Below are 22,481 nucleotides of genomic sequence, written 5' to 3' on the forward strand. Positions count from 1 at the left end.
GTAATCTTGGGGCTTTTCGCATCTTAAAGATGGTACCAGTGGCCGGACTCGAACCGGCACGCTTTATAGGCAATGGATTTTGAATCCATCGTGTCTACCAATTCCACCACACTGGCTTTGAAAAAGGTGAGGCGTATTATGGTGATTTCTCTATACCTGTCAACGGTTTTGCTAAAATTATTTTGATTTGGGCGCAGTAAATGCTGTTTTGTCTAAAAGCTGAGCAGAGTTTTCAGAAAACCAAGCAGTGATATGGGAAATACTCTTATATCGTACCCAATCGGTTAGAAATTCGCTAAAATGCCGCATCATTTTTCTTGGTGAATTAAATAGCTATTATGCGCGTTTCTGATTATCGCTTTGAGCTACCTGAAGAACTCATTGCACGCTACCCGATGCCCGAACGAACTGCGAGCCGTTTACTTAAGTTAGATGGCCCTTCGGGCGGGCTGACACACAACACTTTTAAAGACGTTCTTGATTTCGTTGAACCTGGGGATTTAATGGTGTTTAACAACACTCGAGTGATCCCTGCGCGTCTATACGGCCAAAAAGAATCTGGCGGTAAGTTAGAACTATTGGTTGAGCGTTTGCTATCAGAGCATGAAATCTTGGCGCACGTACGTTGTAGTAAGTCTCCCAAGGTCGGTAATCGACTTATGTTAGGTACAGATCGTGGTGTCGCTCATGGTGCAGAAATGGTAGGTCGTGAGGACACACTGTTTCACCTACGCTTTGACGAGCCAGTACTTGAAGTATTGGAAAAGGTGGGTCATATGCCTTTACCACCTTATATTGAACGCCCAGACGATGAGAGCGATCAAGAGCGTTATCAGACGGTCTATAACAAGACTCCTGGAGCCGTGGCGGCACCTACAGCAGGCCTGCATTTTGACGACGAATTGTTAGCAGCCTTAAAAGACAAAGGTGTAGATACCGCTTTTGTCACCCTGCATGTTGGGGCGGGTACTTTTCAGCCAGTACGTGTTGATGACGTGAAAGACCACGTTATGCACTCTGAGTATGCAGAAGTATCTCAAGAAGTTGTTGATAAAGTTCGTGCGACCAAGGCAGCAGGCAAGCGCGTTATCGCAGTAGGCACAACCAGCGTGCGCTCTCTGGAGTCGGCCAGTCAGTCGGGTCAGATCGAGCCGTTTGCGACTGATACGAGTATCTTTATTTACCCAGGTTATGAATTCAAAACGGTTGATGTGCTGGTAACTAACTTTCATTTGCCAGAGTCGACTCTCATTATGCTGATCAGTGCCTTTGCTGGTTATGAAAGTGTGATGAATGCTTACCGTGTCGCGGTAGAAGAGAAGTACCGTTTCTTTAGTTACGGCGACGCCATGTTTATTACTCGAAACCCAAAGGCCGAAGGGCCAACTACTGAGGAATAATTCGAATGTCAGAAAAACGTCCAGAATGTTTCATGGACTTTGAGGTGTTAGCCACCTCAGGCAAAGCTCGCCGTGCGCGCTTGAGCTTTCCACGTGGTGATATTGAAACCCCTGCTTTTATGCCGGTTGGCACCTACGGAACAGTAAAAAGTATGCTAACCAAAGATATTGAAGCCATTGGCGCTGATATCATTCTTGGTAACACATTCCATCTTTGGTTGCGTCCAGGTACGGATGTCATCAAGGCTCATGGGGATTTGCATGACTTTACCCAATGGCAGAAGCCGATCCTGACTGATTCAGGTGGTTTTCAGGTGTTTTCGCTAGGCGATATGCGAAAGATCACGGAAGAGGGTGTGAGTTTCCGCTCACCGGTTAATGGCGACAAGGTTTTCCTGAGTCCTGAAATCTCCATGCAGGTTCAGCGTGATTTGGGCTCTGACATTGTGATGATTTTTGATGAATGTACGCCATATCCTGCCACCGAAGATGAAGCCGCGCGTTCTATGCGCATGAGCCTTCGTTGGGCGCAGCGTTCGAAAGATGCTCACGGTGACAGCCCATCCGCGCTATTTGGTATCATTCAAGGCAGTATGTATGAGCAGTTGCGTGATGAATCACTTGAGGGCTTAACCAATATTGGTTTTGATGGTTACGCAATCGGTGGCTTGTCTGTTGGTGAACCAAAAGAAGATATGGTGCGCATTCTAGATCATTTGGCTTATAAGATGCCTGAGGACAAGCCTCGTTACCTAATGGGTGTAGGTAAGCCTGAAGATCTCGTTGAAGGTGTACGTCGCGGTGTCGACATGTTCGACTGCGTGATGCCAACTCGTAATGCTCGAAACGGTCACTTGTTTACGTCTGAAGGTATTGTGCGTATCCGAAACGCGTTTCATCGTCATGACACAAGCCCTTTAGATAAAGAATGTGATTGTTACACTTGTAAAAACTTTTCTAGGTCTTATTTACATCATCTAGACAAGTGTCAGGAAATGGTTGGTGCGCAATTAAACACTATCCATAACTTACGTTACTACCAGACACTTATGGCGGGATTGCGTAAGGCGCTCGATGAAGGTAGATTTGATGCCTTCGTAGATGAGTTTTACGCGAAACGTGGTATGGAAACTCCACCACTGAGTGAGTAACTGTCGAAAATAATAGTCAAAATGGCGCAACTATTTTTAAATAACATGCGCATACCGTTTTTTTAACCATTGGAGAGTAAACACCATGATCGCTTTGATCTCACCAGCTTACGCTGAAGGTGCTGCGCCAGCTGACGCAGGGATTTTTAACCTTGTATTGTTGGTTGGTTTCGTTGTTATCTTTTATTTCTTGATGTGGCGCCCTCAGGCAAAACGTACTAAAGAGCATCGCAACCTACTAGCGTCACTAGCTAAAGGCACTGAAGTGGTAACAAACGGTGGTGTTCTAGGTAAAGTGACGAAAGTTGATGACAACTACGTTGTTCTAGAAGTTGCCGACAACATTGAGATGAAGTTTCAGAAATCTGCAGTGGGTGCTGTGTTGCCAAAAGGCACACTAAAATCCATCTAATCTCAAGAGAAAAGCGCCATCTTGGCGCTTTTCTTCTTCTTGGTTTTTTATTTTATTAGCTCCAAGGACTATACATGCTCAACAAGTACCCCTTGTGGAAGTATTTGCTAATCTTGCTCGTGATCGCCTTAGGTGTGGTTTATGCGCTTCCTAATTTGTACCCCGATGACCCTGCATTACAGCTGTCCACTCAAAAAACAACCACCGTCGTTGATCAACGAACGTTAACTACTGCCGAAACTGCCCTTAAAAATGCGGGTATTACTCTTAAAGAGGCAGAGTTGACCAGTGCGGGTGGTACGCTTCGCTTTAATAATGGCGAAGATCAATTGGCTGCAAAACCTGTTATTGCTGCAGCATTAGGTGAGAATTACGTTGTGGCACTTAACTTAGTGCCAACGACTCCTGAGTGGTTGTCTTCGATTGGTGCGGGACCTGCGAAGCTAGGTTTGGATTTACGTGGTGGCGTACACTTCTTGCTAGAAGTTGATACACCAGCGGCGCTGAAGCAACGTTTGGATGTTGCGGCGAGCGAGATGAAGAACAGTCTTCGTACGGAGCGTATTCGTTACCGCAGTGTAGAAGTGACGAATGGTGTGATGTCGATTCGCTTCTTACGCGAAGAAGACCAGCAGGCAGCGCTTGAGCTGCTTCAAGATGAATTCTCCGAGTATGTTTACAACACGTCGAATCAAGGAAGTGACTACTTTGTTGAGATAGGCTTTACGGAAGCGGCTCGTGCTGAAGTGGAGGCTTATGCGTTACAGCAGAACTTAACGACTTTGCGTAATCGTGTGAACGAACTAGGTGTGGCTGAGCCTCTTGTGCAGCGTCAAGGTAGCAACCGTATTGTGGTTGAGCTTCCTGGTGTGCAAGACACGGCGGCGGCTAAGCGTATCATCGGTGCTACAGCGAACCTGGAGTTTCGCCTTGAAGCGGGTTTAGATGCCAATGCGTCTGATATCGATACGCTAACGTTCCGCGATGGTAGTGGTCGAACTGCACGTCTTGAGCGTGATGTAATCATCACTGGTGACAGTGTGGCGGATGCGAATTCATCTTTTGATGAAAACGGCCGTCCACAGGTAAACATCAGCCTTGATGGTAAAGGTGGCTCGCAAATGGCGCGTGTCACACGAACTGCAGTTGGCCGTAACATGGCAGTTGTGTTCATTGAGCATAAGAGCCGCAGCCGCTTTGTCGAAGATGAGAATGGTGAGTTGACGGAAGTACGTCGTAGTTACAGTGAGAAAAATATTATCTCTCTAGCGACGATCCAAACAACGCTGGGTAACTCTTTCCGTATCACTGGCTTGGATAGTCCGCGCGAATCGTCTGAGTTGGCGCTATTGCTTCGTGCTGGAGCACTGGCAGCGCCTATTTACTTTGTTGAAGAACGTACTATTGGTCCAAGCCTAGGTGCTGAAAATATCCGTTTGGGTGTATTGTCTGCACAAATTGGTTTGCTTGTAGTGATGGCATTTATGCTGGTTTACTACAAAGTGTTTGGTATTTTTGCCAACATTTCCTTGGCGCTAAATATCGTCTTATTGATGGCGTGTATGTCATTGCTGTCTGCAACGCTGACACTACCTGGTATAGCTGGTATCGTATTGACCATGGGTATGGCGGTGGACGCTAACGTACTCATATTCTCCCGCATACGGGAAGAGCTCAAAGCGGGCTTGCCAAGCCAGCAGGCGATACATTCGGGCTTTAACCGTGCATTCACCACTATTTTGGATGCAAACATCACAACATTGTTGGTGGCGGTGATTTTATTCGCAGTGGGTACAGGTCCTGTTAAAGGTTTCGCTGTCACACTTTCTCTTGGTATTTTGACGTCTATGTTTACAGCGATTGTTGTAACACGTGCCCAAATCAATTTGGTGTACGGCGGACGTAAAAATAAGCGCTTATTTATCTAGGAGACAGCGATACGATGAATATTCCATTTATGGCAATGCGTAAAGTCGTCGCGATGTTTTCGATTGCGATGGTGCTGGTGTCTCTAGGTTCGATAGCGGTAAAAGGCTTGAAATTTGGTCTAGATTTCACTGGTGGTAGTTTAATAGAGGTGCAATACACGGAGGCGCCTGCGCTTGATGATGTTCGAACGCTATTGGCGGAAGGAGATTATCAGGATGTAACCGTGCAGAACTTTGGTTCGCCCGTGGATGTTGTGGTGCGCATGGGTAATGCCTACACCCCAACGCTAGGGGATGAGGTGTTGAGTACACTGCGTGATAACGGCAATGTGAAAGTTGAGCTGATGCGCTCTGAGTACGTCGGTGGTCAAGTGGGTGAAGAACTGCGTGAACAGGGCGGCTTAGGTATGCTATTGGCACTTGCGATCGTTATGGTCTATGTTGCAGTACGCTTTCAGTTCAAGTTCTCAGTAGCATCTGTTGTGGCGCTTGCACATGACGTAATTATTACTTTGGGTATCTTCTCGCTGTTTGAGCTTGAGTTTGATTTAACCGTATTGGCCGCTATCTTGGCGGTAATCGGTTATTCCTTGAACGATACCATCGTAGTGTGTGACCGTATTCGTGAGAACTTCCGTATTATGCGTGATACCACACCTTACGATCTGATCAATGAGTCGATTAATCAGACGCTAGATCGTACTATTATCACCTCGATGACAACCTTGTTTGTGCTAGTGGTGCTGTTCTTCTTCGGTGGAGAAAGTATTCATAACTTCTCCCTAGCGTTGTTGATTGGTATTTTGATTGGTACTTATTCATCTGTTTTTGTCGCTGCTAATTTATTGCTTGCGCAAAATATTACACGTGAAGATTTGGTGCCAGCACCAAAAGAAGAGTTCGAAGACGAAATGCCGTAAGCTGTCTGGTCGTGAATGCAAAGAGGCCCGCACAATGCAATGTGCGGGCCTCTTTTCGTTTAGCTATTTGTAGCTGCAAGCCACTTGATGGAATCATCAAACAGCTACTCTGCCAAACTCCATGCCCATTTTAGTCGGCGTTTCAGCACTTAGTGGCTCAGACCAAGCGACTGCATCTTTTCCGAAAAGTACGATAGCAGTGGAGCCTAATTTAAAGCGTCCCATTTCATCGCCTTTTTTCAGCTCAACGTTTGCTAATTTTTCGTGATCCCATGTCTGAACATTTTTACTGAATGGGGTCACTTGACCAGTCCAAACCGTTTCAATGCTGGCTACGATCATTGCGCCAACTAAGATTACAGCCATCGGGCCTGCGGCTGTATCAAAAATACAAACGGTACGTTCGTTGCGGGCAAATACATTCGGGATTTGTTCAGCAGTGACTTTATTGACCGAGAACAGTTTACCTGGTACGTGGATGGTTTTTACTAATTTACCGTCTAGCGGCATGTGAACGCGATGATAATCTCTAGGAGATAGGTAGACCGTTGCGAATTTACCGCCTAGAAATTGATTCGATAGTTCAGCGTCGCCACCTAGCAATTCTGTTAGGCTGTAAGTATGTCCTTTAGCTTGATAAATGGTGCCATATTCAATATTCCCCAATTGACTGATTGCTCCATCAGCTGGGCAGGCAATGGTTTTCTCGTCTTCTACGATAGGGCGAAGCTCAGGTTTTATAGCTCGAGTGAAAAACTCATTAAAATTACGGTAGCTTTTTGGATCTTCGTTGATGGCTTCACTCATATCAACGTTATATTTTTTAATAAACTGCTCTATAAAAACGTTTTTAACTGAGGTGTTGGTACACTCCGCAACTCGCCCAACAAGGCGTGAGAGTGTTTTTTGAGGCGTAATATGCTGAAGAAATGCAAAAATTTGATCTTTGTTCACAGTCATTCCTAGTCTGGTTACTGGTCAGCAAGCTTGATGATTTTTTTAAAGGTATCAAACTGCTCACGATTAAGTTGGGTTTGGCCAAATAGCCAATATATGTAGGTGTTGGCTTCATCAATAGGAGATGAAGCCAAAAACAAATCTTGGGTACCCTCGAAAAGCTTATCCGTGCCTTCGGGCATGTCTTTACTCATGGCGTTCAGTTTAGCGTTATCAAAGTGAACAGCGACACGTTTGGTGTTGAGCTTTGATATAACGGAAGAGGGCGAGTTCCAGCGCACCCGCCTTAATATGTCGGTATCAAAACCAAATTGTAGGATCGGGCGTAATGTTTCATCTGCCTTGTTGTAATGAAGGATTAATACAGCGCTACTTGCCCCCTTAAAGAGTGACAGCATTGCTTTCATAGCGAGCGTGGCTCTTTGTTTACTATCAGTTATACCTTTTAGCTTCGACTGCAATTGGTTGAGTGGGTTTGCAGCAACTCTTTTAACAATTCCTGCTTGAGCACTGGATCGAGTAAATAGAATTGGTGAGAGTAAATGAGCTGCCAAATTTGGTTTCACTGAATTTGTAGCTTCTCTAGCGGCTTCAGTTGTGGCGAAGTGAGTGAGCTGTATGGCGTCACCTAGGCGGATATGTAAAATGGCAGCTACCACTCGATAAAAGAAGGGTAGATTTTTGCTGCCCCAGCCGACTACGTTTGCTTCTTGCGCTACTCGTGTTGCGCAGTAAGCTAATATCAATGGGCCATTCATCAAAATAGTAATGCGCTTATCTTCCGCAAACCCAGGCAGTTGATCGGGCGTATGCGTCAATCGAGCGATGCTTTGTAACTCTTCCGCAGTTGGAATCTGGTCAGTTAGAAAAGACTCAATAATTACCGTTGGAACCTTCCAATATTTGAAAAGCGCGACGGTTAATTCATCGATACGGCAGCCGAGCACAGCGTTTTCGGCTTGGCTAGTGCTGCTTCCTCGGCGAATTTTTTGGGTGATATGCTCCATTTCTTCGTGAGCATGGAACCATAATAACCAGCGAGTTACATCGCGGAAAAACGTAATCCAATAGACGTCATCGATATGGCTGATTTTCTTTTCTATCGCCCAACGCTTAGCAATCGCGGCTGCCTCATAACTTATTTGAACTTCTCTTAAAAATGCATCATGGGCATTGTTTTTGGATTGAATCGTAACGGGCTCAAGCAGATCAAACACCTGACCAATCCCTGTCATACCGATCATTGATGCAGCATGGATAGGGCTCTTGATGTCATTGCGCTTATATTCAACCATGGTGTTGGCTTGATTTAATATGGCGAAAGCGAGTAGTGGTTCCGACGCAATGTTTTTTTGCATTCGGTCAAGTGTTTCATCAGGCGTTTTAATTTGCTTCTTAAGCTTAGTAATGCTGTCAGAGCCAACTGGAAACTTCCTGTCTTGCAGATAGAGTAGCCATTCGTTGAGGCCAAAGGGTGACTTATTGTTCATAGCTCGTTACATTTAGGGCTCAAGGCATTGTTAACTAGTCGATTTAGCGTCTTTTTGATTGCTTATATAGAACAATCATACTTTATATTGCTAGGTGAGCATACACTGTAAAAATCTAGGATGAAAACATGTTTGTAATTGCGGGAATGCTTATCGTTATCGTAAGCGTGGTATCGGGCTATCTGGCTTCGCATGGTGAAATGCTTGCACTGTGGCAACCATTCGAAGTGTTGATAATTTGTGGTGCCGCTCTAGGGGCATTTTTTATAGCTAATCCTGCAGCCTTGCAGAAAAAGACGTTTAAACTTTTGCCGCAGGTCTTTTTAGGGAGTAGACACAACAGAGTTTTTTACACTCAATTGTTAACCTGCGTATATTCATTGTTTCAGAGAAGCCGCCAAGAAGGTTTTCTGGCGGTAGAGCAAGATGTTGAGGCACCCTTTGAAAGTGAATTGTTTCAGCGCTTTCCAGATGTGATTCGTGATCATGAACTGGTTGAATTTTTTACTGATAATTACAGAGTGTTCACCATTACAGGGATGCCTTCTCATGAACTTGAGGCGATGATGGATTCCGAACTGGAGCTTGTTGCTGAAGAGCTCGTGGCCCCTGGGCATGCGGTTAATAGGGTCGCTGAAGCGTTACCAGGGTTTGGTATTGTGGCGGCTGTGCTCGGTATCGTTATTACCATGGGGTCTATAGGTGGTCCCATGGAAGAAATAGGGGCTCATGTTGCAGCGGCCTTAGTGGGAACTTTTCTAGGCATTTTCTTTGCCTACGGTTTTGTTGGTCCTGTATCAGCTCACCTTGAGCGTCTTGGGGAGCAGCAAATGCAATCTTATTTATGTGTAAAAGCTTGTCTAAATGCTATGGCTTCGGGCCATCCGCCGACGATTTCGGTTGAGGCGGGACGAAAAATGTTGCCCCCACATTTACGTCCTAGCTTTATTGAGTTGTCAGACTTAGTGAAGCAATTTCGCTAGGTGTATCTATGAACAGTTACGAACCAGTTATTCGACGCGTTAAAAAAGTTAAGAAAGGTGGGCATCATGGAGGCGCTTGGAAAATAGCCCTTGCTGATTTTGCACTGGCGATGATGGCTTTTTTTCTTGTGTTATGGATTATTAATGTTGCTTCACCAGAGGAGTTGGCGGCCATAGAAGGGTATTTTAATGATCCTGCTGGTATGTCTGCTGCAGGTTACAGTAATACACCTATTGATTTAGGGGGCAGTCCAGCGAAGAGTCTTGAGCGTAAACTAGATACAGATTTACCTGAGCCTGGTAGTACTATGGATGCAACACATGAGCAAGCACAAGGAACAGGGAATGATGGCAGTGAGTTAGAAAAGATGAATGCCATGCTGATCGAAGAATTTAAAAGCATGGATCGCATTAATTCTAATGATAAGAACATGCGCATAGAGATCACCCCAGAGGGTGTGCGTATTACTCTAATTGATGATCCTGAAAGACCGATGTTTGAGCGCGGTAGTGCTCAGTTGGTGCCAGATATGGAAAATACATTGCTTTCTATGGCAGGCATTTTTAATCAAGTAAACAATCCTGTGGTCATTACTGGGCATACAGATTCCTCTGCTTTTATTGGTGATGGTTACGAAGATAATTGGGATTTATCAAGCGAACGTGCAAATGCCGCGAAAAGAGTCTTGGTGGAGGGCGGTTTAGCTCATCGAAGAATCGCACAGGTCATTGGATTGGCGGATACAGTTCCATACAACCGTGTAGACCCTGAAAGTGCTGAGAACAGACGTATTTCAATTACTTTGATGACAGACGATGCTTATAAGCGAATGCTAAACAGTAGTCGGTTAAAGTATGGTGGGGAGCAGGTTCAGCTAGATGCTGCCATGACCCCAGAGTCTGTATTCTAGGGGCATGGCCTACATGTGCCATTGGCTAGTTAAAATGCATCGTTATCACGGATCGATTGACGTATTCGTAAATAGCTTTCAAATCGATGGGGCGTGATTTCGCCTTTTTCTAACGCCTCTCTGATGGCGCAGCCAGGTTCTTGTTCGTGGGAGCAGTCGCGAAACTTGCAGTAGCCCAAATGAGGGCGGAACTCAGTAAAGCCTTCCAATAACTCATCTTCACTGATGTGCCACAAGCCAAACTCACGTATCCCTGGAGAGTCAATCAAGTCACCGCCAGAAGGCATGTGAAATAGACGAGCTGTTGTGGTGGTATGAGTGCCTTTTTTGCGCTTTTGTGATAGTTCGCCCACGCTAATTTCGATGTCAGGTAGGAGTGTGCCGATCAAAGAGGATTTGCCTACTCCAGATTGACCAACGAAGACACTGATACGATCTTGCAAGAAGTCGTAAAGCTGGCTCATGCCTTCAGCGTCTTTGGTTGATGTGCGAATAACGCGGTAGCCAAGATCCACATAAGTGCTGAGAAGGCTCTCAAGCTCTTCTTTGTTGGACTCATCAATCAAATCACACTTATTCAAAAGAATGACCGGCGGAATGTCGACCGTCTCCGCTGCGACAAGATATCGGTCAATCAGGTTGGCGTGTGGTACAGGTTCGGCAGCGATCACCACTACAATAAAATCGATGTTAGCCGCAACAGGCTTTAAGCGACCGTGCATGTCTGGACGCTGTAGCAAGGTGTCACGATCTGCGCGAGCGACCACGACGCCACCTTCATTTTGCTTTGGACGCCAAACGACCTTATCGCCAGTGACCAATTGGCCAAGATTAGCGCGCATATTACAACGAGTGCTGATGCCTACATGCGGTTCTTGTGTGCCCTCTACTTCTACTTGGGTACCAAAGTGAGAAATGATGATGCCCTCAGTTTCAGAGCCAAGATCCGATGACTGCAATGTCTCTTCTGCACGATCGGCACGCTTTTGAGTGCGCTCCATACGTTCTTTTTGAATACGCTCAATGCGCCAGGCTTGTTGTTTGGTCAGCTTTCGTTTTGACATTCGTATTTGTAGGTCGTTAATTTAAACGCATAGAGTATAATGGACGGCAATTAAAATACAGGATTGAGTGCGATATGAGTTACAGCGAAGACAACCTAATCTGGATTGATTTAGAAATGACCGGATTAGAGCCTGAAACAGACACTATAATTGAGATTGCGACGATTGTAACAGATAAGGATCTGAACGTTTTAGGTCGAGGCCCTAACTTGGCCGTTCATCAAGACAAAGTTGTAATGGATGCCATGGATGAATGGTGTACTACCCATCATGGTCAGTCAGGCTTAACTGAACGGGTGCTTAACTCCGATATTTCTATGGCTGAGGCTGAAGCACAGACCATTGCGTTTTTGGAGCAGTTTGTACCTGCTGGAAAATCGCCTATTTGCGGTAATAGTGTCGGTCAAGACCGTCGTTTCTTATACCGCTACATGCCAAAACTTGAAGCGTATTTTCATTACCGTTACATCGATGTGAGTACGATCAAAGAGCTAGCAAAACGCTGGAAGCCAGAAGTGTTGGAAGGATTTGAGAAAAAGGGCGCACATTTGGCTCTTGATGACATTATCGAGTCAATTGAAGAGCTAAAGCACTACCGCAAAACCATGTTTGGACTTGGCTAATAGGTACAAAGGGTATTGTTGCACTCGTGTCGATACCCTTGCTTTTTGAGTTGTGCTTGTTTCTACTGCATTGTCATAATGCGGGCAATTTTTACTGCAATAGGAGACAGCTGTGATGGCATCTGTACTTCCTCGTCGTTATCTAACTCCGCTTTTCGATATCCCTAGTATCCGCTCAATTGAGCAGGCAAGCTTTGCTCATGAAGGCGATAGCTTTCCAATGATGCAACGGGCTGGCCTAGCTTTGTATCAGCACATCATCCGTCGTCATCCTTCTCTGACTCGTATGGCTGTAGTGGTTGGCGGCGGTAACAATGGAGGCGACGGTTGGATTGTTGCCCAGCTTGCAGCGCAAGATGGTATCAATGTCCGAGTATATGATGTTGCCAGCTCACCGCGAAAAGGTGACGCTGCTAAAGCTGAAAGCTTGGCTGCTGCCCAAGAAAATATCCATTTATGTGCGATCGAGGAGCTTGCTGAAGAATCAGCAGTCGTCATCGTAGATGCTTTGCTAGGGATAGGTTTTCGAGCGCCTTTATCGGATGTCTTTAAACGTGCTATCACGATAATCAATGAACTGTCAGCTAAGCATGCTTGGGTGGTTAGTGTGGATTGCCCCAGTGGTTTGGATCTTCAATCTGGTCAGACTGAGTTGGCGGTTAGTGCTGATCTAGTGGTCACTTTTATTGGTGATAAGGTGGGGCATCATTTGCAGCAAGGGCCCATGTATTGTCATGAAATTGTCACAGAAAACTTGCAAGCTGTTGACTTGTCAGAGCAACACCAAGCATACTTTCTTGATCCTGCCGCACTTACTCTAATCACCCCGTGTAAACGTCAACTGAACTCTCATAAGGGAACTTATGGGCACGTCACTGTTATAGGTGGGGATTATGGGTACGGTGGTGCTGCAATTATGGCCAGTGAAGCGGCGGCCAAAAGTGGTGCTGGAACCGTTTCTGTTTATACCCAAGCAAGACATCTAACTGCCTCTTTGGTACGTAATCCTAATGTGATGGCGCTTGCGTCAGATGATACGCAGATTGAAGACACTCTTCGAAGTCTTGACTCAGTTATGGTGATAGGTCCTGGTTTAGGTAAAAGTAACTGGTCTAAGTCTCTTTGGAGTCAATGTGCGCAGCTACCTCATTCAAAAGTGGTTGATGCTGACGGTTTGTACTGGCTGAAACAAAAGCCCATCACTGGACAGGCATTAGTGTTGACACCGCATCCAGGTGAGGCGGCGGCTTTACTGGGTAAGACCGTTGCAGATGTTTTGTATGATTTGCCTAAAGCAGCTCGAAGTATTGCCAATCAATATCAGGCAATCGTGATCCTGAAAGGTACGACAAGTATTGTGGCATCTCCCGAAGGTCAAATGGTTATTGTGGGTAAACCTTGTCCGGGATTGGCGAAAGGTGGTTCTGGCGATGTCCTGAGTGGCATGGTAGGGGCGTGTCTTGCTTACTATCCCGATGCATTTGAAGCCGCAGTGATTGCAGCTGCTTGGCATAATGATGCAGCGTTAAAGTGCGGACAAGAGATTGGGATGGTGGCGATGCAGCCATATCAGCTACTAGATTATTTGGAATAAAAGTCGCACACAGGTGTGTGTAGAAAAGTGAGTAAATAGAATATGTTAGAAAAAGAAATTTTTGGCGAAGAAGCAATGGAGCTGTTTGGTGAAAAGCTGGCAGCATCACTTAAAAGTGGTGGGGTGGTGTATTTAGATGGCAACCTAGGTATGGGGAAAACAACATTGGTACGTGGGATGCTTAGAGGGCTAGGTTACAACGGTCCAGTCAAAAGCCCCACTTATACTATTGTAGAGCCCTATGAGCTGGCTGGTATTGAGGCATTCCACTTCGACTTGTACCGTATCAGTGACGCCGAAGAGTTAGAGTACATGGGAATTCGTGATTACTTCAAAGAAGGGGCGTTGTGTCTGATTGAGTGGGCCGAAATGGGGGAAGGAGTATTGCCAAAACCAGATCTAATTGTTCATTTGGACTTGGTGCGCCATGGCCGCTCTATATCGATTGAACCGAAGACTGACTACGGTGTCGAAGCTGTGAACAAGATAACCCAGCGGCTTGCTAGTTAAGGTTTATAGAGGAGGCCTTGTTGCCTCCTTTTTATTTCGTAGAACGGTCTATTTGAGATCATTCTCAGCAAACGTTATAGTGTGGTGATATATTTGCTAGCTGTCTGATATGTATAAAAAAATCTTTTCAATAAATTGGCTAATGCCACTGCTTTTGCTGACAATGAGCACTGTACTACAGGCTGCTCAAATCAAAGATATTCGGGTTGGAGAACAATCGGGTTCTACACGTCTAGTGTTTGAGTTAGATAGCTCTGCTGAGCACCGAATGTTTCCTTTGAGTAACCCTGATCGAATTGTGCTGGATATCAGCAACACCAGTATTTCTCAACAAGTCGTTAACAGTCTTTCTGCCTTATCAAGCGATGCATTGCTTCGGGTTCGGTATGCAAAGCGTGATACGGGTATGCGCTTTGTCTTGGATTTAAGTAAAAAGGTTAAGGCTAAATCGTCAGTTTTGGCGGCCTCGGGTGACTATGGCCCAAGAATTATGGTGGAGCTTGAATATGGCGCTAAGAAAAGTGAGATAGCCGTCGTAAAGAGCTTGGCTTCCATTTCTGATGAAAAACGTGATGTGATCGTTGTGATAGATCCTGGGCATGGGGGTAAGGACCCTGGTGCGTTGGGGCAATATAAAGTTCGTGAGAAAGATATCGTGCTGTCGATTGGGCGTGAGCTGGCTAAACGTTTGAATGCTATTCGAGGTATCAAGGCAGTAATGACTCGCTCAACCGATGAGTATCTTCAGTTGCGCGATCGTTCGCGTATTGCCCGAGAGGCAAATGCGGATTTACTGATTTCTATCCATGCTGATGCGTTTACTAAAGCCTCAGCGCGTGGTGCTTCTGTTTGGGCCTTATCTCTTGGTGGGAAAACGTCTGAAATGGGGCGTTGGTTAGCACAACAAGAGCAGGCTACGGACTTGGTTGGGGGGATTTCCTTAGACGACAAAGATCAGTTGCTTGCAGAAGTGCTATTGGACATGTCGATGAATTCGACGATCCAAATGAGCCTAGATATTGGTAGTAAAGTGCTTAGCGAAATGAAAACAGTTGCGGTTTTACATAAGAGCTCTGTTCAGCAAGCTGGCTTTGTTGTGTTGAAGTCTCCTGATATTCCTTCCATCTTGATTGAAACAGGGTTTGTCTCGAATAAGACTGAGGCGAAAAATCTCTCCAGCGGTACTTATCGTCGTAAGTTAGCCGCTTCAATCGCGAAGGGTGTTGAAGAGTTCTTCGAAAATAATCCTCCTGACGGCACCTACATTGCGTGGCGTAAGCAGCAGAAAGGTGGCTATACGTATACGGTTTCAAAAGGTGATACTTTGTCTGAAATCGCACGTAAAAATGGTGTGTCGCTTGATTCGCTACGCTCTGCGAATACTCTTCGTAATGACGTCATTTGGGTCGGTCAAAAGCTCTCTATCCCTGCTAGTTAATTAGTTGTCTCGCAAAGGAAATTTATGTCTAGAATTAATTTACTATCTCCGCGCTTGGCCAACCAGATTGCGGCCGGTGAGGTAGTAGAGCGTCCCGCTTCAGTTGTAAAAGAGTTGCTGGAGAACAGTTTGGATGCTGGCGCAACGCAGCTTGACATAGATGTTGAGCAGGGCGGTGTTCGCGGTATTAAAATCCGTGATAATGGCCGCGGCATTGTTAAAGATGATCTCTCATTGGCGCTTAGTCGTCACGCGACCAGTAAAATCATCACCCTCGATGACCTAGAGGCTGTATCCACACTGGGGTTTCGTGGTGAAGCTTTGGCCAGTATCAGCTCTGTTTCCCGTTTGCATTTAACTTCCTGCGCAGAAGGTGAAAGTGCTGCGTGGCGTGTTGAAGCAGAAGGAAAAGACATGGCAACGTCTGTACGTCCTGCTTCGCACCCTCAGGGTACTACCATTGAAGCTCGAGACTTGTTTTTTAATACGCCGGCGCGCCGTAAATTTCTTCGTACCGAAAAAACGGAATTTGGTCATTTGGAAGAAGTGGTCAAGCGTTTAGCGCTCAGCCGCTACGATGTAGGATTTCGTCTCAATCATAATAGTAAGCAAGTCTATGACTTAAGACCTGTGCAAGACCAACTGCATGCAGAGCATCGGTTAGCGACTTTGCTGGGTAAGAAGTTCATTGAAAATGCACTCACCATCGATGTTGAAGCGGCTGGCTTACGTTTATGGGGCTGGATTGGTTTGCCCACGTTTTCACGCTCACAGGCTGATTTGCAATACTTCTTTGTAAATGGTCGCGTTGTGCGTGATAAGTTGGTTGCTCACGCGGTGCGTCAAGCTTATCGAGATGTTTTGTATAATGGTCGTCACCCTACCTTTGTGCTTTACCTTGAGTTAGATCCGGGAACCGTGGACGTCAATGTGCATCCAACGAAGCATGAGGTTCGTTTCCGCGATGGGCGTCTGGTGCATGACTTCTTATTCAGTCGTATTCATAAAGTTCTTGCTGATGTTCGACCAGAGACTGGTATGTCAGGTAGTGCTGAGAACCCTATTCAAAAGCAAGAGGCTCAAATTCAAGAGCAGGAGAAATTGGGGCTGGGACACCCAGGTCAGGCTCGTGATGTTTCTTGGATGAGCTCTGGTCAAAATACGCCGTCAGAGGCTCAAAGTCATGCTGGAAGAAGTTTTTCTGGCCCAAGTAACTATACTCCTCAAGATAAGATAGATGGTGCTCGCATTGCTGGGCAGTTAGGTGTTGTCTCTGACATGAATGATTTCGCAGGTCAGTTTGTTACTGAGGAAGTGGACTCGGAAACAGGCGAAATTAAACAGATTGCTGCGCCTGTATCGCCTAATTCTGTTTCTTATACAGGCGCAGTTGTGCCGCAAACGGATGTTGGTACAGGTCGTGTACGTGAACCATTGCCAAGGGAGGGGGTGACACCGCCACTTGGGTATGCGGTGGCCCAATTGCACGGCATTTATATTCTTTCGGAAACAGAGCAGGGCATGATTATTGTGGATATGCATGCGGCTCATGAGCGAATTGTTTATGAGCGCATGAAAGCTGCATTCTATTCGAAAAATGTTCCGTCACAGCCATTATTAGTGCCCATTAATGTGTCTATCTCTCAGGCTGAGGCAGATTTAGTCGAAGATAATCATGATGTGTTTGTTCAGTTTGGCTTTAACATTGAGCGTTCAGGGCCTGAGAGTGTCATGGTCCGGGAAGTGCCAGTCATATTGATCAATGGCGATATCGAAAGTTTAGTGCGTGATGTCATCAGTGATCTTGTGGTAAATGGCACAACAGATTTATTGCAAGCAAGGGCCAATGAATTGATGGCGACTATGGCTTGTCATGGTGCTGTCCGAGCAAATCGAAAATTATCCATTGCCGAGATGAATAGTCTACTTCGAGATATGGAAGTCACAGAGCGCAGTGGGCAGTGTAACCATGGGCGTCCAACTTGGACTCAGTTGTCGATGTCTGATTTAGATAAATTGTTTTTACGAGGCCGTTAAGTTATGTCCAAACCTAAAGTTGTCTGTTTGATGGGGCCAACGGCTTCCGGAAAAACAGGCTTAGCAGTCGAACTGGCCAGCCAGCATGGCTATGAGATCATCAGTGTCGACTCTGCTCTTGTGTACAAAGGGATGGATATTGGTACGGCTAAGCCTGATGCTGAGACTTTGGCGCAGGCTCCCCATCGACTAATAGATATTATTGATCCAAGTGAAAGCTATTCAGCCGCAGATTTTATGGCCGATGCTTGTCGAGAAATAGATGACATCGTTGCGCATGGAAAAACGCCGCTATTGGTTGGTGGAACAATGATGTACTTCAATGCTTTGCAGAAGGGGCTTGCTCCGATGCCTGCGGCGGATCCTGCTATTAGAGCTGAGTTTGAGCAACATGCCGCCGAGTTTGGTCTGGCGAGTTTGCATGATCAGCTGAAACAGATCGACCCTGTGGCTGCCGAGCGCATTAACCCAAATGACCCACAGCGATTACAGCGGGCATTAGAGGTCTTTCGGTTAACAGGTAAAACAATGACACAGCTTTGGGCGGAGCAGGAAGCCCAAGAGCTGCCGTTTGATATGGTTAACTTAGCTGTGATGCCTCAAGACCGCGCAACCTTGCATCAGCGTATAGAACAGCGTTTCGATATCATGATGGAACAAGGTTTTTTGGCCGAAGTGGAGGCGCTATATCAGCGTGGAGACCTGACGATTGATATGCCTTCTATTCGCTGTGTGGGGTATCGTCAGCTTTGGCAATATCTTGAAGGAGAAGATTCTCTAGAGGATGCTATCTTTAAAGGGATTGTCGCGACTAGGCAGTTGGCGAAACGTCAGCATACTTGGTTGCGAGGTTGGGATAATTTGGTGATATTCGATAGTTTACAAAAGGATCTTTTAGGACAAACCTTGAAATACTTGCAAAGCGAGATTATATAAGGGGAAATCAGGAAAATTTTGTTGTATTATCTATAGTATTGTTTTGCCAATATTTTAATTATAAGTTTGCTTGCTTAAGGAGAATCCGATGTCAAAAGGGCAATCACTACAAGACCCTTACCTAAATGTGCTTCGCAAAGAGAGAGTGCCTGTGTCAATCTTTCTTGTGAACGGTATTAAACTACAAGGACAAATCGAGTCATTTGATCAGTTCGTGATCTTGTTGAAAAACACTGTTAGCCAAATGGTGTACAAACACGCAATCTCGACGGTTGTTCCTTCTCGTACAATTCGTCTACCGTCCCCTGATCAGGCGGAAGATGCTGCAGAATAAGTTTGCTCGACTAGAGCAAGCAGAGGTTAAATAACTTGTTTTTCGAACGCCCAGAAAGTGGTGAAATTGCTGTATTAGTCCATATCGATTTTAATGATCAAGAAGATAGGCATGGACCTGAAGAATTCGTAGAACTCGCTATCTCTGCTGGTGCAGACCCTGTCGCTGTCGTGACAGGGTCTCGTCAAAGACCTGATTCCAAGTTCTTTGTCGGCACTGGTAAGCTAGATGAAATCAAAGACATTGTGATTCGAGAAGAGGCTCAAGTAGTGCTTTTTGATCACGCCTTGTCCCCATCTCAAGAACGTAATCTTGAAAGTGTCCTCAAGTGTCGGGTACTAGACCGTACCGGTCTTATCCTAGATATTTTTGCTCAACGTGCGCGAACTCACGAAGGTAAGCTGCAAGTAGAGCTTGCTCAGCTTCAGCACATGTCAACTCGTCTTATCCGTGGTTGGACCCACCTTGAACGTCAAAAAGGTGGTATTGGTATGCGTGGCCCTGGTGAAACGCAGCTAGAAACTGACCGTCGTTTATTGCGAGATAGAATAAAAGCAATCCAAAAACGCCTTGAGAAAGTAAACTCTCAGAGGGATCAAAGTCGTCGTGCTCGATCTCGTTCTGATGTTCCTACAATCTCGCTAGTTGGCTATACCAATGCTGGTAAATCAACATTGTTTAATAGGGCAACAGGAGCAGAGGTTTACGCAGCCGATCAACTGTTCGCAACACTTGATCCGACGCTACGCCGATTGGATCTAGAGCAAGTGGGGGCAGTAGTTTTAGCGGATACCGTAGGGTTTATTCGAAAACTGCCGCACCGTCTTGTCAAAGCGTTTCAGGCGACTTTGAAAGAGTCAGCGGAGGCTGATTTATTGCTTCACGTTGTTGATGCTGCGGATGTTAATCGAGATGAGAATATTGCTGCAGTTGATGATGTGTTAAATGAGATTGGCGCTAATGAGCTGCCAATGTTGAAGGTTTTTAATAAGATTGATGCCTTGCCTACTGGTGAAGCCAGAATAGATCGTGATGAACAAGGGAACCCAACGAGAGTTTGGTTGTCTGCACGTGAGGGGAATGGCATTGATTTACTTGAGCAGGCAATTGCGGAACTGCTGTCTGAGGAAATCGTAAAGGAAACCATTATTGTGCCGTCGAGTTTGGGTCGTTTTAGAGCGATGTTGTTCGAGCAGGGTGCTGTAAAGGGTGAAACTTATGATGAGCTAGGGCGATCTGTACTTGAATTATGTCTGCCTCGTAAGGATTATTTACAGATTCTTGCTAGAGTGGGTATGTCTGAAGAACAAATTCAGGCAGCCTAAATAACCGGATTATCATTACAAGAAAGTGGAGATGTAGTATGGCCTGGAATGAACCGGGTAATAACGACAACGACCCATGGAACACGGATAAAAACCGTAACAACAATGGTGGGCGTAACCAAGAACCTAATAATGACCCGTGGGGTCGTCAAGGTCAGAACGGCGGTAAAGATCAATCACCTCCAGACTTAGATGAGGCTTTTGGCAAGCTGATGGATATGCTTGGAGTTAAAAAGAAGCGTGGTGGTAATGGCGGTTCTGGCTCAGGCGGTGGTCCAGGTATGGGAGGCAAGTTAAGCGGTGGCCTATTAGGTGTCGTTGTAATTGGCTTGTTTGCTCTGTGGGCGGCTACAGGTATCTATCAGGTGGACCAACAAGAACGAGGTGTTGTGCTTCGTTTGGGTAAATTCCACGAAACTGTTATGCCAGGTCTTCATTGGAATCCGCCAATGATTGATTCCGTTACTAAGGTAAACGTTACTAAGGTTCGTTCACATGACCACAAGGCTTTAATGCTGACGGTCGATGAGGCGATCGTTGAAGTTGGCGTTTCTGTTCAATACTCCATTGATAATCCGCGTGACTTTGTCATTAACGTACGTTCTCCAGAAGACTCTCTGGCGCAAGCCGTTGAAAGTTCTTTACGTCACGTTGTGGGTACAACTGAAATGGATCAAATCTTAACAGAAGGTCGTGAAGTATTAGCGGCTGATGTGAAGGAGCGACTTCAGTCATACATTAATGATTACGGCACTGGTCTTTTGATTTCCAAAGTTAACGTTGAGAATACTCAGGCGCCGAACCAGGTGCAAGAGGCATTTGATGACGTTATCAAAGCGAAAGAAGATGAGCAGCGTGTTCGTAACGAAGCTGAGTCTTATGCCAATGGCATCATCCCTGAGGCTCGCGGTCGAGCTCAGCGTATTCGTGAAGAGGCTGAGGCGTACCGTTCTGAGGTGGTTGCTCGTGCCCAAGGTCAAGCAGATCGTTTCGATCGTTTGTACCAAGAGTATGTGAAAGCGCCGCAGGTGACGAAGCAGCGTTTGTATCTAGAAACATTAGAAACGATCTACAAAGATTCAAACAAAGTGATCATCGACTCGAAAAATGGCAACAATATGATGTACTTGCCGCTAGATCAGATTATGAAACAGCGACCAGCAACATCAAGTACTGGCAGCACGAGTTCTTCTTCTATTAGCTCGTTAACCGATCAAGTGATTGCAGAGATTCGTAGCCGTCAATCAGGAAGTTCTGTGCGTGAGGGGAGAAACTAATGAAAAACCTATCTTTTGCGATTCTTTTTATCGTACTGGCTGCGGTTTTGGTGGCTTCTCAAACTCTGTTTGTTGTTAAAGAAACAGAGCGAGCAGTAGTGCTTAAATTTGGTGAAATCGTACGTGAAGATGTTCAACCGGGCTTGCACTTTAAATTACCTGTGATGAACGATGTTAAAAAGTTTGATGCTCGAATTCTAACCATGGATTCTCGCCCTCAGCGTTACCTAACGCTTGAGAAGAAGGCGGTGATCGTTGATTCGTATGTTAAATGGAAGATTTCTAACGTAGCTCGCTTCTATCAAGCAACTTCTGGTGATGAGTTTGTTGCTAACCGAGTGCTTTCATCTCGTGTAGACACAGGTCTACGTAACCAGTTCGGTGAGCGCACCATGCATGAAGTAGTGTCTGGAGAGCGTGAAGAGTTAATGACTGAGCTAAGAGATCGTATCGATAGTGTGGCTCAGACTGAACTTGGTATTACGATCGTTGATATCCGAGTGAAACGGATTGATCTACCACCAGATGTTAGTGAATCTGTTTACCAGCGTATGCGTACAGAGCGTGAGCGTGAAGCGCGTGAGCATCGCTCTAAAGGTTTGGAGCTTGCGGAAGGTATTCGTGCGGATGCAGATCGTCAGCGTGTTGTTCTTGAGGCAGAAGCTCAGCGTGACGCGGAAATGATCCGTGGTGATGGTGATGCGCAGGCTGCTGCAATTTATGCTCAGGCATACCAGCAGGATCCAGAATTCTTTGACTTCTACCGTAGCCTTCAGGCTTATCGTGAAAGTTTTTCGAATAATGGTGATCTGTTCGTACTGGATCCAAACAGCGAATTCTTTAAGTACTTTAAAGAGACCAATTAATTCTCTGTTTTTGGCTGACTTGTCAGTGCATTATGCCTGTAAGTCAGTCATCAATTCATGATAGAATCATCAAAACCGGGCAAGGCCCGGTTTTTTAATGGTCAAAATATAGAGAGTCTATGCAGGAATTGTTGCATTCGCTTCTGGTCGGCTTCAGTCTTTTGTTGATTGCCGAAGGGGTATTACCATTTTTAAAGCCTAATCTATGGCGTGAAATGATGGTAAAAGCGATCTCGAGCTCTGATCGGAGCTTAAGGTTGTTAGGGGCGGTGAGTATGTTTCTTGGATTAACGCTCCTATTTCTGACCCGAAGCTAAGAGGATAC

The 22,481-nt window shown here is 45.7% G+C and carries 21 protein-coding genes and 1 tRNA gene; 18 read left to right on the forward strand and 4 right to left on the reverse strand.

Going from position 1 to position 22,481, the window contains the following annotated elements:
• Nucleotides 1-30: 30 nt before the first annotated feature.
• Nucleotides 31-116, reverse strand: a tRNA-Leu gene (locus ACXAC1_RS14990).
• A gap of 222 nt (nt 117-338) precedes the next feature.
• On the opposite strand from ACXAC1_RS14990, the gene queA reads away from it, so the two are divergent.
• From queA to secF, 5 genes are all read left to right on the forward strand, one after another.
• A complete protein-coding gene (queA, locus tag ACXAC1_RS14995) occupies nt 339-1,400 on the forward strand; it encodes a tRNA preQ1(34) S-adenosylmethionine ribosyltransferase-isomerase QueA (RefSeq protein ID WP_475062491.1) in 1,062 nt (353 codons plus the stop codon).
• Between the two features lie 32 nt (nt 1,401-1,432).
• A complete protein-coding gene (tgt, locus tag ACXAC1_RS15000) occupies nt 1,433-2,551 on the forward strand; it encodes a tRNA guanosine(34) transglycosylase Tgt (RefSeq protein WP_133564322.1) in 1,119 nt (372 codons plus the stop codon).
• Between the two features lie 85 nt (nt 2,552-2,636).
• A complete protein-coding gene (gene yajC, locus ACXAC1_RS15005) occupies nt 2,637-2,963 on the forward strand; it encodes a preprotein translocase subunit YajC (protein WP_199463365.1) in 327 nt (108 codons plus the stop codon).
• A gap of 74 nt (nt 2,964-3,037) precedes the next feature.
• Nucleotides 3,038-4,891: a protein translocase subunit SecD gene (gene secD, locus ACXAC1_RS15010; protein ID WP_228191144.1), complete on the forward strand. Its 1,854-nt coding sequence runs from the start codon at nt 3,038-3,040 to the stop codon at nt 4,889-4,891.
• A gap of 14 nt (nt 4,892-4,905) precedes the next feature.
• The gene (secF, locus tag ACXAC1_RS15015; RefSeq protein ID WP_475062493.1) at nt 4,906-5,811 is read left to right on the forward strand and encodes a protein translocase subunit SecF; all 906 of its coding nucleotides are present in this window, start codon (nt 4,906-4,908) and stop codon (nt 5,809-5,811) included.
• A 96-nt stretch (nt 5,812-5,907) separates the two neighbouring features.
• Here secF and asd read toward each other — a convergent pair whose 3' ends face one another.
• Together asd and ACXAC1_RS15025 are read right to left on the reverse strand one after the other, a co-directional pair.
• Nucleotides 5,908-6,765: an archaetidylserine decarboxylase gene (asd, locus tag ACXAC1_RS15020; protein WP_475062494.1), complete on the reverse strand. Its 858-nt coding sequence runs from the start codon at nt 6,763-6,765 to the stop codon at nt 5,908-5,910.
• A gap of 17 nt (nt 6,766-6,782) precedes the next feature.
• Nucleotides 6,783-8,258: an HDOD domain-containing protein gene (locus ACXAC1_RS15025; RefSeq protein ID WP_475062496.1), complete on the reverse strand. Its 1,476-nt coding sequence runs from the start codon at nt 8,256-8,258 to the stop codon at nt 6,783-6,785.
• A 128-nt stretch (nt 8,259-8,386) separates the two neighbouring features.
• Here ACXAC1_RS15025 and motA point away from each other — a divergent pair, with 128 nt between their 5' ends.
• Entirely contained in the window at nt 8,387-9,241 is an 855-nt protein-coding gene (gene motA / locus ACXAC1_RS15030) for a flagellar motor stator protein MotA (protein ID WP_475062498.1), read from the forward strand.
• Between the two features lie 8 nt (nt 9,242-9,249).
• Nucleotides 9,250-10,152, forward strand: coding sequence for a flagellar motor protein MotB (locus tag ACXAC1_RS15035; RefSeq protein WP_475062499.1), 903 nt, complete (start codon nt 9,250-9,252; stop codon nt 10,150-10,152).
• A gap of 29 nt (nt 10,153-10,181) precedes the next feature.
• Here ACXAC1_RS15035 and rsgA read toward each other — a convergent pair whose 3' ends face one another.
• The gene (gene rsgA, locus ACXAC1_RS15040; RefSeq protein WP_475062501.1) at nt 10,182-11,216 is read right to left on the reverse strand and encodes a small ribosomal subunit biogenesis GTPase RsgA; all 1,035 of its coding nucleotides are present in this window, start codon (nt 11,214-11,216) and stop codon (nt 10,182-10,184) included.
• A gap of 74 nt (nt 11,217-11,290) precedes the next feature.
• Between rsgA and orn the strand changes: the two genes are divergently transcribed.
• The 11 genes from orn (at nt 11,291) to ACXAC1_RS15095 (ending at nt 22,473) form a co-directional block, all read left to right on the forward strand.
• On the forward strand, nt 11,291-11,839 hold the full coding sequence (gene orn / locus ACXAC1_RS15045) for an oligoribonuclease (protein ID WP_475062502.1): 549 nt from the start codon (nt 11,291-11,293) through the stop codon (nt 11,837-11,839).
• A gap of 115 nt (nt 11,840-11,954) precedes the next feature.
• Nucleotides 11,955-13,433, forward strand: a complete 1,479-nt coding sequence (locus ACXAC1_RS15050; RefSeq protein WP_475062504.1) for an NAD(P)H-hydrate dehydratase — start codon at nt 11,955-11,957, stop codon at nt 13,431-13,433.
• Nucleotides 13,434-13,475: 42 nt separating this feature from the next.
• Nucleotides 13,476-13,943, forward strand: a complete 468-nt coding sequence (gene tsaE / locus ACXAC1_RS15055) for a tRNA (adenosine(37)-N6)-threonylcarbamoyltransferase complex ATPase subunit type 1 TsaE (protein WP_228191151.1) — start codon at nt 13,476-13,478, stop codon at nt 13,941-13,943.
• A gap of 109 nt (nt 13,944-14,052) precedes the next feature.
• Nucleotides 14,053-15,381, forward strand: a complete 1,329-nt coding sequence (locus tag ACXAC1_RS15060) for an N-acetylmuramoyl-L-alanine amidase (protein WP_475062505.1) — start codon at nt 14,053-14,055, stop codon at nt 15,379-15,381.
• A gap of 24 nt (nt 15,382-15,405) precedes the next feature.
• Nucleotides 15,406-17,418, forward strand: coding sequence for a DNA mismatch repair endonuclease MutL (mutL, locus tag ACXAC1_RS15065; protein WP_475062507.1), 2,013 nt, complete (start codon nt 15,406-15,408; stop codon nt 17,416-17,418).
• A 3-nt stretch (nt 17,419-17,421) separates the two neighbouring features.
• Nucleotides 17,422-18,354, forward strand: a complete 933-nt coding sequence (gene miaA / locus ACXAC1_RS15070) for a tRNA (adenosine(37)-N6)-dimethylallyltransferase MiaA (protein ID WP_474975046.1) — start codon at nt 17,422-17,424, stop codon at nt 18,352-18,354.
• An 88-nt stretch (nt 18,355-18,442) separates the two neighbouring features.
• The gene (gene hfq, locus ACXAC1_RS15075) at nt 18,443-18,688 is read left to right on the forward strand and encodes an RNA chaperone Hfq (RefSeq protein WP_067097470.1); all 246 of its coding nucleotides are present in this window, start codon (nt 18,443-18,445) and stop codon (nt 18,686-18,688) included.
• A gap of 35 nt (nt 18,689-18,723) precedes the next feature.
• A complete protein-coding gene (gene hflX, locus ACXAC1_RS15080; protein WP_475062509.1) occupies nt 18,724-20,013 on the forward strand; it encodes a ribosome rescue GTPase HflX in 1,290 nt (429 codons plus the stop codon).
• A gap of 38 nt (nt 20,014-20,051) precedes the next feature.
• On the forward strand, nt 20,052-21,290 hold the full coding sequence (gene hflK / locus ACXAC1_RS15085) for an FtsH protease activity modulator HflK (protein WP_475062511.1): 1,239 nt from the start codon (nt 20,052-20,054) through the stop codon (nt 21,288-21,290).
• Nucleotides 21,290-22,156, forward strand: a complete 867-nt coding sequence (gene hflC, locus ACXAC1_RS15090) for a protease modulator HflC (RefSeq protein ID WP_475062513.1) — start codon at nt 21,290-21,292, stop codon at nt 22,154-22,156. The genes hflK and hflC overlap by 1 nt, the downstream gene beginning before the upstream one ends.
• Nucleotides 22,157-22,275: 119 nt before the next feature.
• Nucleotides 22,276-22,473 carry a DUF2065 domain-containing protein gene (locus ACXAC1_RS15095; protein WP_273101900.1) on the forward strand — a complete coding sequence of 66 codons (198 nt, stop codon included), beginning with the start codon at nt 22,276-22,278 and terminating at the stop codon, nt 22,471-22,473.
• Nucleotides 22,474-22,481: the final 8 nt, after the last annotated feature.

It is taken from the genome of Marinomonas sp. AWM4_232 (assembly GCF_056158325.1).